At 67.2% G+C, this 15,331-nt stretch carries 12 protein-coding genes; 8 read left to right on the top strand and 4 right to left on the bottom strand.

All coding sequences use genetic code 11. From position 1 onward, the window contains the following. Positions 1-88 precede the first annotated feature (88 nt). A complete protein-coding gene (locus NNX35_RS10635) occupies positions 89-310 on the bottom strand; it encodes a hypothetical protein (RefSeq protein WP_146362357.1) in 222 nt (73 codons plus the stop codon). Positions 311-549: 239 nt separating this feature from the next. Between NNX35_RS10635 and NNX35_RS10630 the strand changes: the two genes are divergently transcribed. Beyond that, positions 550-2,661: a type IIA DNA topoisomerase subunit B gene (locus NNX35_RS10630; protein WP_255765861.1), complete on the top strand. Its 2,112-nt coding sequence runs from the start codon at positions 550-552 to the stop codon at positions 2,659-2,661. Positions 2,662-2,727: 66 nt separating this feature from the next. On the opposite strand, the gene NNX35_RS10625 is transcribed toward NNX35_RS10630, so the two are convergent. Together NNX35_RS10625 and NNX35_RS10620 are read right to left on the bottom strand one after the other, a co-directional pair. Continuing rightward, complete coding sequence (locus tag NNX35_RS10625) at positions 2,728-3,723, bottom strand: M56 family metallopeptidase (RefSeq protein ID WP_255765862.1); 996 nt, start codon at positions 3,721-3,723, stop codon at positions 2,728-2,730. A 15-nt stretch (positions 3,724-3,738) separates the two neighbouring features. Next, positions 3,739-4,104: a BlaI/MecI/CopY family transcriptional regulator gene (locus NNX35_RS10620; RefSeq protein ID WP_255765863.1), complete on the bottom strand. Its 366-nt coding sequence runs from the start codon at positions 4,102-4,104 to the stop codon at positions 3,739-3,741. A gap of 184 nt (positions 4,105-4,288) precedes the next feature. On the opposite strand from NNX35_RS10620, the gene NNX35_RS10615 reads away from it, so the two are divergent. From NNX35_RS10615 to NNX35_RS10600, 4 genes are all read left to right on the top strand, one after another. After that, the gene (locus tag NNX35_RS10615; protein ID WP_255765864.1) at positions 4,289-5,890 is read left to right on the top strand and encodes a cytochrome ubiquinol oxidase subunit I; all 1,602 of its coding nucleotides are present in this window, start codon (positions 4,289-4,291) and stop codon (positions 5,888-5,890) included. Between the two features lie 93 nt (positions 5,891-5,983). After that, entirely contained in the window at positions 5,984-7,000 is a 1,017-nt protein-coding gene (gene cydB, locus NNX35_RS10610) for a cytochrome d ubiquinol oxidase subunit II (protein WP_255863234.1), read from the top strand. Further along, the gene (cydD, locus tag NNX35_RS10605; protein WP_255867738.1) at positions 6,997-10,467 is read left to right on the top strand and encodes a thiol reductant ABC exporter subunit CydD; all 3,471 of its coding nucleotides are present in this window, start codon (positions 6,997-6,999) and stop codon (positions 10,465-10,467) included. Before cydB ends, cydD begins: the two co-directional genes overlap by 4 nt. Positions 10,468-10,476: 9 nt before the next feature. Further along, a complete protein-coding gene (locus tag NNX35_RS10600) occupies positions 10,477-11,469 on the top strand; it encodes a GNAT family N-acetyltransferase (protein WP_255867737.1) in 993 nt (330 codons plus the stop codon). Between the two features lie 22 nt (positions 11,470-11,491). Here NNX35_RS10600 and NNX35_RS10595 read toward each other — a convergent pair whose 3' ends face one another. After that, positions 11,492-12,196, bottom strand: a complete 705-nt coding sequence (locus NNX35_RS10595) for a metal-dependent transcriptional regulator (protein WP_255765868.1) — start codon at positions 12,194-12,196, stop codon at positions 11,492-11,494. Positions 12,197-12,314: 118 nt separating this feature from the next. Here NNX35_RS10595 and NNX35_RS10590 point away from each other — a divergent pair, with 118 nt between their 5' ends. From NNX35_RS10590 to NNX35_RS10580, 3 genes are all read left to right on the top strand, one after another. Beyond that, positions 12,315-12,659 (top strand): metal-sensitive transcriptional regulator, encoded by a 345-nt coding sequence (locus NNX35_RS10590; RefSeq protein WP_255867736.1) that lies wholly within the window; start codon positions 12,315-12,317, stop codon positions 12,657-12,659. A 44-nt stretch (positions 12,660-12,703) separates the two neighbouring features. Beyond that, positions 12,704-12,928 (top strand): heavy-metal-associated domain-containing protein, encoded by a 225-nt coding sequence (locus tag NNX35_RS10585; protein WP_255765870.1) that lies wholly within the window; start codon positions 12,704-12,706, stop codon positions 12,926-12,928. A gap of 61 nt (positions 12,929-12,989) precedes the next feature. Next, complete coding sequence (locus tag NNX35_RS10580; protein ID WP_255867735.1) at positions 12,990-15,326, top strand: cation-translocating P-type ATPase; 2,337 nt, start codon at positions 12,990-12,992, stop codon at positions 15,324-15,326. Positions 15,327-15,331 lie beyond the last annotated feature (5 nt).

The following is a 15,331-nucleotide window of genomic DNA, read 5'->3' as shown; positions in this document are numbered from 1 at the left end:
TCCGGAAGGGGACTTCTTCAAGCTTGGTACGCCGCGTCGACGCGGACTTTACTCCGTGGCTTCGCTGACCATTCAGGCGCCTGCGTGTTTACTCTGCAGAAACCGGTGCCTTCTCGTTCAGGCGCGAGGTCTCGTCCTGCCATTCCGAAGTGAGCGGACGGAGGTTCGCCTCCACCGCACGGGCGTGGTGCCCGCAGAAAAGCAGTTCCCCACCGGAGGATTCCAGTACGGCACGTACGTATGCCTGTGCGCCGCAACGGTCGCAGCGGTCCAGGCTGTTCAGCTCACGGGTTGCTACTGCTGCTGTCATGAGTTGCCTCCTCAAGGGTGTTGATACTTCATATAACCACCTTTGACACCCCGTCCCTTGCAGGTTGGCCCGCCTTTCGCTCTACGCGTACCCTTTCGGCGCGGCCACCGTGGGCAAACTCACGCAACTGAGTCGTTGAGCGGAAGTGTCACCGCCGGGGATTAACCTTGTAGGAGTTCCTGATTGTTCCCGGCTATCCCTACCGGCGAAACAGCCGACACCAAGGAGTTTCAACGCACGTGGCGCCCCCTAGTTCCGATTACACTGCCCGGCACCTTTCCGTCCTGGAAGGGTTGGAAGCCGTCCGCAAGCGTCCCGGCATGTACATCGGGTCCACCGACTCCCGCGGCCTGATGCACTGTCTCTGGGAAATCATCGACAACTCCGTCGATGAAGCCCTCGCCGGCTTCGGGCAGAGCATCAAGATCATCCTCCACCCGGACGGTTCCGTGGAGATCCACGACGACGGCCGCGGGATTCCGGTGGACATCGAACCGAAAACCGGGCTCTCCGGCGTCGAAGTCGTCTTCACCAAGCTCCACGCCGGCGGCAAGTTCGGCGGCGGGTCCTATGCTGCCTCCGGCGGCCTTCACGGTGTCGGCGCCAGCGTGGTCAACGCCCTCTCCTCCCGACTCGACGTGCAGGTGGACCGGGCGGGCAAGACGTACCAGATGGCCTTCCGCCGCGGCGAGCCCGGGCACTTCGACGACACCGGCAGAAAGCCCGGCCCCGAGGCCAAGTTCTCTCCGTTCCTGGACAGCTCGCGCCTTGAAGTTGTGGGTAAGGCCAAGCGCGGCGTCACGGGCACGCGCATCCGGTACTGGGCCGACCGGCAGATCTTCACGCCGGACGCCAAGTTCTCCTACACCGAACTCCAGGCCCGTGCCCGCCAGACTTCCTTCCTGGTCCCCGGGCTGCGCATCACCCTGCGCGATGAACGGCGCCTGCCCGGAACCCCGGGCGAGAACGGTCCCGTGGAGGAAGTCTTCCATCACGACGGCGGGATCGCCGAGTTCGTCGACTATCTGGCCGCCGACGCCGCCGTCACCGATATCTGGCGCCTGCACGGTTCCGGCAAGTTCAAGGAATCCGTGCCCGTACTCGATGAAAGCGGACATAGCCGGATCACAGAGATTGAACGCGAGGCGGAGGTGGATATCGCCCTGCGCTGGGGGATCGGCTACGAAACCAATATCCGCTCGTTCGTGAACATCATTGCCACACCCAAGGGCGGAACGCACCAGACCGGCTTCGAGCAGGGCCTGCTCAAGACCTTCCGCAAGGTCATTGAAGCCAACGCCCGCAAACTCAAGGCCGGCAACGACAAGATCGAAAAGGACGACGTTTTCGCCGGGCTCACGGCTGTGCTGACGGTCCGCCTCGCCGAACCGCAGTTCGAGGGCCAGACCAAGGAAATCCTCGGCACCTCCGCCGTAAGGGCCATTGTGAGCAAGGTGGTGGAGAAGGAAATCACCGCCCGGTTGAACTCCACGGCGCGCGCCGACAAGGCGCAGTCTTCGCAGCTGCTGGAAAAGGTGGTGGCGGAGATGAAGTCCCGGATCTCCGCCCGGGTGCACAAGGAGACCCAGCGCCGGAAGAACGCGCTGGAAACCTCCACCATGCCCGCCAAGCTGGCGGACTGCCGGATCGATGACCAGGAACGCTCTGAACTGTTCATCGTGGAAGGCGACAGCGCCCTGGGCACGGCCAAACTTGCCCGGTCCTCGGACTATCAGGCGCTGCTGCCCATCCGCGGCAAGATCCTGAACGTGCAGAAGGCGTCGGTGGCGGACATGCTGTCCAATGCCGAGTGCGCGGCGCTGATCCAGGTGGTGGGGGCCGGTTCCGGCCGCAGCTTCCAGCTCGACGCGGCCCGGTACGGCAAGGTCATTTTCATGACCGATGCAGACGTCGACGGCGCCCATATCCGGACCCTGCTGCTCACGCTGTTCTTCCGCTACATGCGCCCGCTGGTGGACGCCGGACGCGTCTATGCGGCCGTTCCGCCGCTGCACCGGGTGGAGGTCATCAACGCAGGCTCCAAGAGCAATGAGATGGTCTACACCTACAGCGAAAAGGAACTGCACCAGGTCCTTGCCCGCCTGGAAAAGGAAGGCAAGCGCTACAAGGAACCGATCCAGCGCTACAAGGGCCTGGGCGAGATGGACGCGGGCCAGCTGGCCGAGACCACCATGGATCCCCGGCACCGCACCCTGCGGAGGGTCCGGATTTCGGAGGCGGCTGCCGCCGAGCAGGCATTCGAACTCCTGATGGGCAGCGACGTGGCGCCGCGCAAGGACTTCATCATCGCCGGCGCGGCCATGCTGGACCGGGACCGGATCGACGCCTAGCCGGGACCCGTGCCCGGGGAAGCAGGCCGGTGGGCCGCGGTCCGCATCTCACGAGGCGTGCCCGACCTAATCCTGCAGCAGCCCCGGGGCGATCAGCAGGGTGGTCGGTACCGCCAGCAGCAGGGCCGAGAGGCACAGCACGCTCCACTGCTGCCAGCGGGGCAGGGGCGGCTGCGGTGTGAGCAAGCGGCTGAGCCTGCCGGCAATACCCAGCGGCTCTGACCCCTCGGGGGCACCCAAAGCCAGCGGGGGCGTCCCGCGCAGGCTGTCCTGCTGTACGGCCGGGGACTTCGGTGCCCCGGGTACCGCGGGGGACCCGGACCCGACAATTGCCACGGCGCGGACGAGCGTCATCCGGTCCACCTTCCGCAGCGCCTCGTCGTCGGCGAGCATTTCGATCAGCTCGTTCACCGAGTGCTGGGCCAGCATCGATGTCGGCAGCCACGGCAGGGCCGCACGCCAGGCCGCGAAGGCCCACAGCAGCAGGTGGTGGTGCTGGGCCAGATGCGCGCGTTCATGGGTGAGCACCGCGGAAAGCTCATCCTCGGAGAGCATGTTCAGCAGACCGTCGGAGAGGACGGTGACGGACCGCGCGCCGCCGGGCAGGCAGTAGGCCACCGGGGTTGGATGCTGGATGACCAGGGTGGCAGGCGTGTCGGCGGAAGGGGAACTGAGCAGGTTGAGCATGTCCCGGTGCCGATGCCGGCCGCGGAGGATCCGGTAGTACGTCAGCAGCAGGGTGAACACCAAGTGGGCGCTGAGCAGCATTGCGGCGCTGAGCGCGAAAACGTGGACCAGTCCGAGGGTGCTGGCCGGGGCGCCCTGCAGAAGGATGCGCCATAAGCCGTGGAGTCCGGCCAGGAGATTGTCCCCGAGCGGCTCCAGGCCCCAGGTCAGCATGGCTCCGATCATGGACAGACCGCCCGCAAGGGCTATCGCCTGCCACAGGACCATGGCGGTGAAAGGGGAGCGGGCCGGCCAGGCTGCCCGCGAGAGAAGAATCGGAACGGGCCACGCCAGCACGATCGCCAGCGCCGCCAAAGCATAGGAGGCCCAGAACACCGCAGGTGCCGGTGCCTAGGCGCCGAGCAGCCTGCGCAGCATTTCAGCCTCGGTGTCGGAGACGGAACCGACGAACCGGGCCAGCACGGCTTCGCGGTCATTGGCGGTGCCGAGGGCTTCATGCATGAGTTCGGCCGTGTGTTCGGCGCGGCTGGTCACGGCACGGTAGCGGTGGGGGCGGATGTCGCGTTCACGCTGGACCAGCGACTTCTTTTCCAGCCGTGAGAGCACGGTCAGCACGGTGGTGACAGCGAGACCCTTGCCGTCAGCGGAATCCTCACGCTGCGCGAGTTTCTCGCGAAGTTCATTGGCGGTTGCTGCTTCGTTTGATTCCCAGAGCAGATCCATCATTGCGCGTTCCAACTCACCGAGCGTTGCCATGTGCATCCTTTTTCGATCGAGATCCCCCGCGGACCCCCGTGTCGGGTCCAGACTTACTAATGTACCGCGTTTCGATCGTTTGTTCTACATCACGTAGAAATCTTGCGAAAGTTGTTCTACGCTGTGTAGAAGTAAGGAATTCTACGTCGTGTAGAAGTCGTTCCTCAAGCTGAAGGACATAAGCGTGGAAGCACTGGATATCGCCCGGTGGCAGTTCGGCATCACGACCGTCTACCACTTCCTCATGGTCCCGCTGACCATTGGGCTGGGGATTGTGGTGGCAGCCATGCAGACAGCCTGGGTGCGCACCGGCAAAGAGCAGTACCTGCGAATGACGAAGTTCTGGGGCAAGCTGTTCCTCATTAACTTCATCCTGGGCCTGGCCACCGGCCTGGTTCAGGAGTTCCAATTCGGGATGGCCTGGAGCGAGTACAGCCGCTTCGTCGGCGACGTCTTCGGCGCCCCGCTGGCACTGGAATCACTGTTGGCGTTCTTCACGGAATCAGTGTTCCTGGGACTGTGGATCTTCGGCTGGAAGAGGTTGCCCCCGAAGATCCATCTGGCGTGCATCTGGATCACCACGCTCGCCTCCATGCTCTCGGCCTACTTCATCCTCGCCGCCAACTCCTGGATGCAGCACCCCGTGGGCGTGGAAATGGTGGACGGCCGCCCGGTCATGAACGACATCTGGGCCGTCCTGACCAACAACACCCTCCTCGTCGCGTTCCCGCACACAATCTTCGGTGCCTTTGCCGTTGCCGGCGGATTCCTGCTCGGCATCGCCTGGTACCACCTCTGGAAGCGGCGCCGCGACGGCATCGACACCGTGGATGCCAAGGGCAACGTGGTGGTGGGCGAACGGCCCGAAACGGGCCGTGACAAGACCGACCACACCGTGTGGCTGCGGTCCCTGCGCATCGGCGCCGTCGTCGCCATGATCTCCTTCGCCGGCGTCGCCGTCAGCGGTGACCTGCAGGGCAAGCTGATGTTCGAGCAGCAGCCCATGAAGATGGCGGCTGCGGAGGCAGCGTGCCATGACGGCACCGGCTTCTCAGTCCTGTCCATCGGTGACCCCGGTGCGGAGAACTGTGAAGACGTGGACACCCTGGTCGAAATTCCAGGCATGCTGTCCTTCCTTGCCAACGGCGACTTCGACACTGAAATCCGGGGCGTAAACACCCTGCTGGATGAGTACCGCGATGCCTACGGCACCCACCTGCCGGACAACGAAATGTACGGCACCAACTCCGGCATGGAAATCGACTACACGCCGAACTTCGCCGTCACCTACTGGGGCTTCCGCATCATGATCGGCTTCGGCAGCGTTGCCGCCGTCGCCGCGGCCTACGCCCTGTGGGCGGTCCGCAAGGGCACCGTCCCCGAATCCAAGTGGCTGATGCGCCTGGCCGTCTTCGGCATCCTGGCACCGTTCGGCGCCAACTCCGCAGGCTGGATCTTCACCGAAATGGGCCGCCAGCCGTTTGTGGTGGCTCCGAACCCCACCGGTACCGACGGCGTCTTCATGTTCACAGCAGCAGCCGTCTCGCCGGGTGTGAGCATGGCGGAACTGCTGTTCTCCGTCATCACATTCACCGTCGTGTACCTGGCCCTGCTGATCGTGGAGGTGCGGCTGCTGTTCAAGTTCGTCCGCGGCGGCGTCCCGGCAGCGATGCCGGACCTGCTGGGCGGCGACGACGGCGGCACGGGCGGCCTGGACTCCGCCGGCGGCGATCCGGACGGCAGCCCAGGAACGAAGAAGCATGATGTCCTCGACTTTGCCTACTAAGGCGCCCCGGGGGGAGGCCGTGCACGCGGCCGCCCTCCGGGTCCTCCACCCTGCAATCTGCCGGACACCGGCACTTCTGGAGCTCTGAAAGTAATGTCGCTACCGCTGTTCTGGTTTATCGTGATTGCCTTCCTATGGGTCGGGTACCTTTTCCTGGAGGGCTTCGACCTCGGGGTCGGCATGCTTATGAAGCTGATGGCCCGTGATGAGAAAGACCGCCGGGTACTGCTGAACACCATCGGCCCCGTGTGGGACGGCAACGAAGTCTGGCTGATCACGGTCGGTGCAATGACTTTCGCGGCGTTCCCGATGTGGTACGCCTCGCTGTTCTCCGCCCTGTACATCCCCCTGGTCATTGTGCTGCTGGGGCTCATCTTCCGGGCCGTGTCCATCGAGTACCGCGGCAAGCATGACAGTGACAGCTGGCGCAACCGCTGGGACTGGGGCCTGGCCCTGGGCTCCTTCGCGGCGGCCTTCGGCGTCGGCGCCGCGCTCGGACTGACCACCACAGGCCTGCCGCTGAATGCGAACGGCGACCGCGTGGGCGGGGCATTCGCCTGGCTGACTCCGTACGCGGTGCTGGGCGGAGTGGCCGTAGTGGCCTTCTGCCTGGTTCACGCCCTCGTTTTCCTGATGCTCAAGACCGACGGACAGATCCGTGACCGCGCCAAGCGCATCGTGACGCGCTGGCTGCCCGTGGGCATCCTGCCCTTGGCGGCCTGGGCCATCATTGTGCAGATCATGAACGCCAAGGTGGAGACCCTGCCCCTGTTGGTGATTGCCGTGGTGGGAGCCCTCCTGGCCTGGCTCTACGCCCGCCGGGGCCGTGACGGCCTGAGCTTCATCAGCCTCGGGATCTTCCTGGTGGCCGGAGCGGCGACCATCTTCGCCTCCATGTACCCCGTGGTGCTGCCCTCCACGCTGGATGCCGCGTGGAACCTGACGGTGGAAAACGCCTCCGCTTCCCCCTACGCCCTTAAGGTCATGAGCTGGGTGGCCCTGTTCGGCCTGCCGGTAGTGGTGCTGTACCAGGGCTGGACCTATTGGGTGTTCCGTAAGCGGGTCACCACCGAGTCCATCCCCGCCCCCCACAGTTTCAAACCGCAGTGAAGCCGGTTCTTCCGGTCAGTGCCACCAGCCGCCGCGCGCTGTACCTCCTCGGGCTGCTCGCAGCCATCAAGGCCGCGGGGCTGGTGCTGCTGGCCGACGCCGTAGCCAGCGGCATCGCCGGCCTGGCCGCCGGCGGCCCGGAGTGGAACCGCGTGTTCCTGCTCGGCACCGCCGGCGCGGTGCTGAGGTCCGTGGCCGTATGGGGCCAGGACACCGTGGCCCAGCGTGCGGCCGCGGGGGTGAAGGACGAACTGCGCCGGCAGCTGTCCGAGCGGGTACTGGCCGACGGCGGCACCGTCCCGGGGATGGGCAGCGGCGCCCTGAGCGTCCTGCTGACCCGCGGGTTGGACGGGCTGGACAATTACTACTCCAAGTACCTGCCCGCACTGGTGACCTGCGCCGTCGTCCCCCTGCTGGTGGGTGCCCGCATCCTCGCCGCGGACTGGATCAGCGCCGTCACGATCGTGCTGACCGTCCCGCTCATTCCGGTCTTTATGATCCTGATCGGCCTGCACACCGAGGACAAGACCGCCGCCGCGGTGGACGCACTGAACCGGCTCTCGGACAACATGCTGGAACTCGCCAAGGGCCTGCCCGTGCTGGTGGGCCTCGGCCGCGCCCGTGCGCAGACCCGGGCACTGCGCGACGTCGCCGACCGCTACCGCACCACAACGCTGGCAACCCTGCGGGTGGCGTTTATGTCCTCGCTGGCGCTGGAACTCATTGCCACTATCTCGGTGGCCCTGGTGGCGGTATTCATCGGTGTCCGGCTGGTGCACGGGGGCATGCCGCTGGAATTGGGGCTGCTGGCCCTGATCCTTGCACCCGAGTGCTACCAGCCGCTGCGTGACCTGGGCACCGCCCACCACGCCAGCGAGGACGGCCTCGAAGCGCTGAACCGGACCAACGCGGTGCTGGACGCACCCGCGGCCGTGCCGCTGGCGGACGCTTCAGCCGCCGCTGAGGAAACCGCCGGGTCGGCGCTCGTGGTCAGGAACCTGACTATCGCCTACGAAGGCCGGCCGCATCCTGCCGTGGAGGACCTCAGCTTCACGGTCCCGGCAGGTGCCGTTGCCGCCCTGACCGGTTCCAGCGGGGCGGGAAAAACCTCCGTGCTGGAAGTCCTGGCCGGGCTCCGGCGGAACGGCGGCGACACCCGGCTGGACGGCACCGTGCAGGGCATCAGCCGCGAAACGCAGGCGTGGATACCCCAGCACCCCGTCCTGGTCGAGGACACCGTTGCCGCGGAGATAGCCCTCTACGCGGGTCTACCGGTGACCGGTTCCGGCGCTGCCGAAAGCCCGGACAACGCGGGGCGCACGGCCGCCCGCCGGGCACTCGAACGCATCGACGCCGGGCACCTGCTCGATTCCGCCACCGCGGACCTGAGTCCGGGCGAGCAGCGCCGGGTGGCCGTGGCGCGGGCACTGGCCCGCATCGACGGGAATCCCGGCGTCCGGATCCTGCTGGCGGATGAACCGACCGCACACCTCGATTCGCGCAGCGCCTCGGCTGTCCGTGCCGCCCTCGCCGCGCTGCGGGGGCGGACCACCGTGCTGCTGGTAGCCCACGACGCCGCCACCGCGGCCATCGCCGACACGGTGATTCCGGTTGAAGGGGCGGCGGGGGGAAGCCTGCCCCGGGAACGGGTCAAGGGCAAGCATGCGGCATCCCTGGCCGCCGCTGCCCGCAGCGCCCCGGTAAGGATTCCTGCCGGCTCCGGCCCGGCAGCTGCTGCCGGCGCCGGTCCCGGGAAAGCCGACGGCCCGGCATCCGGCGGCTCCGCAGCCGACACGGCCGCGGAGCCGGCGTCGGGCCATGAGCCGCTGTGGAAGAACCTCATGGTGCTGAAGCCGTGGAGCAGGCAGTTCGTCCTGGCGCTGGTGCTGGGCACGGGTGCCACCATGTTCGCCGTCGCCCTGACGGCCCTGTCCGCCTGGCTGATCGTGCGTGCCGCGGAACAGCCGCCGATCCTGTACCTGCTCATGGCGATTGTCGGGGTGCGGTTCTTCGGCATCGGCCGGGCATTGCTGCGGTACCTGGAGCGCCTCTCCCTGCACGACGCCGTCTTCCGGGCCACCAACACGCTGCGGGTCCGGCTCTGGAACGGGCTGCTGCAGCGCCCCGAAGGCTGGCGCCGCGTGGCGCGGGGTTCGGGTGCCCTCGAACGCCTGGTGGGTGACGTGGACGAGCTGCGGGACATCGCGCCCCGGGTGGTCTTCGCACCCCTGACCGGTCTGCTCACCGCCGTCGCTGCCTGTGTAGTGACCTGGCTGCTGGTCCCGGAAGGCCTGGCGGTGCAGGTGGCGCTGACCGTGGTGGGGATGGTCATTGCGCCGCTGCTGGCCCTGTTCGCCGATTCCGCTGCCCGTGCAGCCACCGTGAACCTGCAGGCCCGGTCCATGTCTTCCATGGCCCGCCTGCTCACGGCTGCTTCCGACCTGGAAGCCAATTCGAGCTCGGGGCCGGTGCTGGCCCGCCAGGAGCAGTTCGAAGCAGCCGCGGCCCGGGCCGTCCGGCGCAGTGCCTGGGCCCAGGGCCTGGCCAATGCCGTCACCGCCCTGGCCTGCTCCCTTGCAGCGCTCTACATGATCAGCGCGTCGCAGGACGGTCCGGCCACCGTGGCCGCGGTGGTGGTCCTGGTGCAGCTGGCGCTGATTGAGCCTTTTGTGGCAGTCAACGGCTCCATCCAGCAGTTCTCCGCGTGGCGCGCCCTGGGGGACAAGGTGCTGCCGGATCTGGGCACGGAAGACGTCGCGCCCGATGACACCGCCGGGGAAACCGCCGCCCGGGAGAGCTTCGGCAAGGTCCAGGTGCTGGAACTGGATAACATCCGGTACCGCTATCCCGGTGCTGCCGCAGATGTGCTGACCGGCGTGGACCTCACGGTCTCCGCGGGGGAGTGGGTGGCCGTCACCGGTCCCTCCGGCAGCGGCAAATCCACGCTGCTCGGCGTGCTGCTCGGCTTCCTGCCGCCCCGAAGCGGTACCTATCTGATCAACGGCGTTCCTGCGCAGTCGGTCCCGCAGGCAGCCCGGCGGATGGCGTGGTGCCCGCAGGAGGCGCACCTGTTCGACTCGACCCTCCGCGGCAACCTGCTCCTGGCCCGTGACCGCACCCTCGCGCCGACGGAAGCCGAAATGATCGGCTCGCTCCGTGCTGTGGGCCTGGGACCGCTGTTCGACACACTGCCCGAGGGCCTGGATACAGCCATCGGCGCCGGCGGGCATTTCCTCTCCGGCGGCCAGCGCCAGCGGCTTGCCGTGGCCCGTGCGCTGCTCGCCGAGGCCGACGTCGTGCTCCTGGATGAGCCCACGGCCCACCTGGACGCGGAGGCGGGGGCGCAGCTGATGGCCGACCTGAAATCCGGACTGCAGGGCAAGGCAGTGGTGGTGGTAACCCATAATCCGGCCGACGCAGCCTGGTGCGGGCGGGAAATCTCGCTGGGAGCGGTGCTGATGTCCTAGGGTGGATGGATGCAGACGCCCTCCCCACCCCTGTTCCCCGGGCCGGAAACCGGCCTGCGCTGGCGCTCCATCGGAGCCGATGACGTCGACGCCTGGTACGCCCTGATCCGCCGGATGGCGGAGGTGGACAAACCCGGATGGGTGGAGGACCGCAGGGACCTGGAGCAGGCGCTGGAAACCACCTCCGGGGATCCCGCAAAGGACACGCTGATCGGGCTGGACAAAACCGGTGCGGCCCGGGCGTACGGCCGGATCGCCGTGAACCCCGGTTCGGAGACCGGCTCCGGCTTCGGCGGCGTCGACCCGCAGTGGCGGCGCCGGGGCATCGGTGCGAAGGTCTACCGCTGGCAGGAAACCCGCCTGCGCCAGCGGCTGCTCACGGAGCACCGGAAACACGGTGTGCTGCGCACCTACGCCGAGGAATCCAATGCCTCCCAGGTGGCGCTGCTGCAGTCCGAGGGCGCCGAGGTGGTGCGCTACTTCACCGAGATGAGCCGACCGCTGACGGGCGGCCTGCCCGACGCCGTACTGCCGGAGGGGATGGAATTCCGCACCTTCGACCCGGAGATCTCCGACGCCGTGCGCCGGGCGCATAACGAAGCGTTCAAGGACCACTGGGGGAGCGAGCCACGGAACAAGGAGCGGTGGGGATTCACCATCGACCATCCCCAGTTCCGGCCGGACTGGAGCTTCGCGGTGGTGGACACCGGCTCCGGCGAGGTTGCCGCCTACCAGTTGGCGAGCTTCGATCCGGAGAGCAAGGACATCCACGGCTACAACGAGGGCTACACCATGCTCCTCGGCGTGCGGCGGGACTGGCGGGGACGGAAACTTGCTCCGGCGATGCTGCGTGAAGCAATGCGCCGGTTCCGGGAGGGCGGCATGGACAACGCCGGGCTCGGCGTGGACACGGAGAACCCGTCCGGTGCCTTGGGACTTTACGAAAGCCTGGGCTATAAGCCCACGCACCGGGAAGTGGTCTTCGACAAGACGGTCCTGTAGCAGGGGCCGCGGGAAGGTCGCGCTACCGGTCCGACGCGGCCGTTTCCGGGGACGTGGCCGGGACCTTGAGGATCCAGATGGCTTCCGCTGCGGGCAGGCCCAGGTCCAGCGTCCGGCCCCCGGTTTCAATAGTCAGCGTGCCGGCATACGGCTGGCGCTGCACCACGGACACCATGGTGTCCAGATGGAGCCCCAGCCCGGCCAGGTAGCGCAGCAGTTCGGGTTCGTTGTCGGAGACGCGGGCCACCGTTCCGCGGGTACCGGGTTCGCACCGGCTCAGGCGCTGTGCGTCCAGTACGGGGAAACTGCCGTCGCGGGCCGGGATGGGGTCGCCGTGCGGGTCACGCACGGGATTGCCGAGGCGCGCCGCCAGGGCATCCACCATCTTGTCCGATACGGCGTGCTCGAGGTGTTCGGCTTCGTCGTGCACTTCGTCCCAGCGGTAGCCCAGGTACTCCACGAGGAACGTCTCGATCAGCCGGTGCCTGCGGACCATGCCCACGGCAGCCTTCTCGCCCGCGTCCGTCAGCGCAATCGACCCGTAGCGGGCGTGCGTCAACAGGCCCTGGCCGGTGAGCTTCTTTACCGCCTCGGAGACCGACGACGGCGAGAAGCCCATGTGGACGGACAGCGCGGACACCGTCAGGGGTTCATCCGTCCATTCCTGCGCGGTCCAAATGACCTTCAGGTAATCCTGGCTTGCTGTCGAGAGTTCACTGTGTGCCACGGAATCCACCTTACTGGCAGGACGCCGCCCATCCGGGAATAAATACCCCCTAGGGGTACTTGAATCGATACCCCGGCAGGGTATACCTTGGAGGCAGTCAAGGATTGGAGCTGAGGCAATGGACGCAGTCACGCAGAACGTTCCGGACACCGTGGAGACCCACGACGGGCCGCATGGTTACGCGTCGGATAAAGACGCCTACCTCCGCCGGCTGCGCCGGATTGAGGGACAGGTGCGGGGAATTGCCCGCATGGTCGAGGAGGACAAATACTGCATCGACATCCTCACCCAGGTCGCGGCCATCAACAAGGCGCTGCACGCGGTCAGCCTGGGGCTGGTCCAGGACCACATGTCGCACTGCCTGGTAGACGCAGCGCAGGAATCCGAGCGGACCGGCAACCCCGAGATTGTGACCGCCAAGGTCCAGGAAGCTGCCGACGCCATCGGCCGGCTGCTGCGCTAGGACCGGCACCCGATCCATTCACCCATCCAAGGAAGAAGATTCACATGGAAACCACCACACTGAACATCTCAGGCATGACCTGCGGCCACTGCGTCGCCTCCGTGACCGAGGAACTGGAGGCACTCGACGGCGTCGACAAGGTCACCGTGGACCTGAACGCGGGCGGCATCTCAACCGCTACTGTCACCGCGAACCGCAGCCTTAGCACCGCCGAACTGGGCGAAGCGGTTGCGGAAGCCGGTTACCTGGTGGTCGACGCCGACGCGTAGCGGCTGCACCATGCGCAACGCAGCGGATACTGCGCACAGGAAGTAGGAGAAGGGAACCATCATGGACACTCGCGAACAAGCGGCAACCAGGGCAGTCGAACTTGAGATCCAGGGCATGACCTGCGCTTCCTGCGTGGCGCGGGTGGAGCGCAGGCTCGGAAAGATCGACGGCGTCGAGGCGTCAGTCAACCTGCCGCTGGAAAGTGCGCGGGTCACCGCCCCCGCAGCCGTGTCAGACCAGCAGCTTGTCGACGCCGTTAATGCCGCCGGTTACAACGCCCGGCTGAAAACCCGGCAGCCTGTCCGGCCTTCCGCCCACGGGGGGCACGCCGCCGCGGCACCGGGAGCGGGCGCCGGGGATAACACGCCGGTGGAACACGGTGACAACCACACGGCCGGCGACGACCACATGTCCGCTGAAGACCACCTGTCCCACGGCGGGACTGCCGCACAGCTGCGTCCCCGGCTGATCCTGGCAGCGGTCCTCAGCGTTCCGGTCCTGCTCATTTCCATGGTTCCCGCACTGGCATTCCCGAACTGGGGCTGGGTGGTGGCGCTGCTCGCCCTGCCCGTGGTGACCTGGTCCGCGTGGCCCTTCCACCGGGCCGCGGCCATCAATGCCCGGCACCTTGCCTCCACCATGGACACCCTGGTCTCCATCGGCGTCGCGGCGGCCTACCTGTTCTCGGTAGGCCAGCTGGCCGTCGATCCGGGAATCACGTCTGATCCGGGCATGGGATCGGACCCGCACCTGTACTTCGAGGTCGCCTCGGTGGTGGTCACCTTCCTGCTGCTGGGCCGCTACCTGGAGGCCAACGCCAAAACCAAGGCAACGGATGCGCTGAAGGCACTGCTGAACCTGGGCGCCAAGGACGCGACAGTGCTGCGGGACGGATCGGAAGTCCGCATCCCGGCGGACCGGCTTGAAGTCGGCGACGTATTCGTTGTCCGGCCCGGGGAAAAGATACCGGCTGACGGCGTGGTACTCGAGGGCCGCTCGGCGGTGGATGCTTCCCTGATCACCGGCGAGTCGCTGCCCGTGGAGGTGGATGTCAACAGCCCGGTCACGGGCGCCACCATCAACACCTCCGGCCGCCTGCTGGTGCGGGCCACCCGGGTAGGCAGCGAGACCACCCTGGCGCAGATGGGCCGCCTCGTCAGCGACGCCCAGTCGTCCAAGGCGCCGATCGCCCGGCTTGCGGACCGGATCAGTGCCGTGTTCGTGCCGGTGGTCCTCGGAATCGCGGTCCTGACCTTCGTGTTGTGGATGCTCCTGACCGGCGACCTGCAGGCAGCCTTCACTGCCGCCGTCACGGTGCTGGTGATCGCCTGCCCGTGTGCCCTCGGCCTCGCCACCCCGGTGGGCCTGCTGACCGGAACCGGCCGCGGCGCGCAGCTGGGCATCCTGATCAAGGGCGCCCAGGTGCTGGAGGACACCCGGACAGTGGACACCATCGTGCTGGACAAGACCGGCACCATTACCTCGGGCCGGCTGTCCGTGGCCGGGATCCGGCTGCTGGACAATGAATCAGCGGATTTCACCGCGGATGACCTGCTGCGCCTGGCCGGCTCGGTCGAGGATGCCGGGGAGCACCCGATTGCCCGGGCCATCGCCGCGTCCGCACGTTCCGGTCCAGGCACCGTGCCGGTCACCGACTTCGATTCAGCGCCGGGCGGGGGAGTCCGCGGCACCGTGGACGGACACCGCATCGTGGCCGGACGCCCGGCCTGGCTGGACGAAAACGGGGTAGACCTGCCGGATGCTGCCTACGCCGCGCTGCGGGAAGAGCAGGACGCCGGCGCCACTGCCGTCCTGGTGGCGGTCGATGACCGGGCGGCGGGAATCATCAGCCTGCAGGACACCGTCAAGGAAGGCTCCGCGGAGGCGATTGCACGGTTCCGCAGCCTGGGCCTGCACCCGGTGCTGCTGACCGGCGACAACGCGGTGGTGGCCGCCCAGGTCGCGGAACAGGTGGGAATCCCGGCCGAGGATGTGCTTGCCGATGTCCGTCCCGAAGGGAAGGTCGACGCCGTCCGACGGCTCCAGGCACAGGGACGCACCGTGGCGATGGCCGGGGACGGCGTGAACGACGCCGCGGCACTGGCCCAGGCGGATCTGGGGATCGCGATGGGATCCGGCACCGACGTCGCCATGGAAGCGGCAGACCTGACCGTGATGGGCAGCAGCCTGGGACAGGTGGCCACCGCCGTCGAACTCTCCCGGCGGACGCTGGCGACCATTAAGACCAACCTGTTCTGGGCGTTCTTCTACAACGCGGTCGGCATCCCGGTGGCAGCCTTCGGACTGCTCAACCCCATGATCGCCGGGGCGGCGATGGCGGCGAGCTCGGTGCTGGTGGTCGGCAACTCGCTGCGGCTGCGCAGCTTCGGCAAATAGGAAGA

The organism is Arthrobacter sp. zg-Y844 (assembly GCF_024385465.1).
Classification (GTDB): domain Bacteria; phylum Actinomycetota; class Actinomycetes; order Actinomycetales; family Micrococcaceae; genus Arthrobacter_B.
Note: the sequence above shows the minus strand (reverse complement) of the source record. Positions and strands in the feature narration are given on the sequence as shown.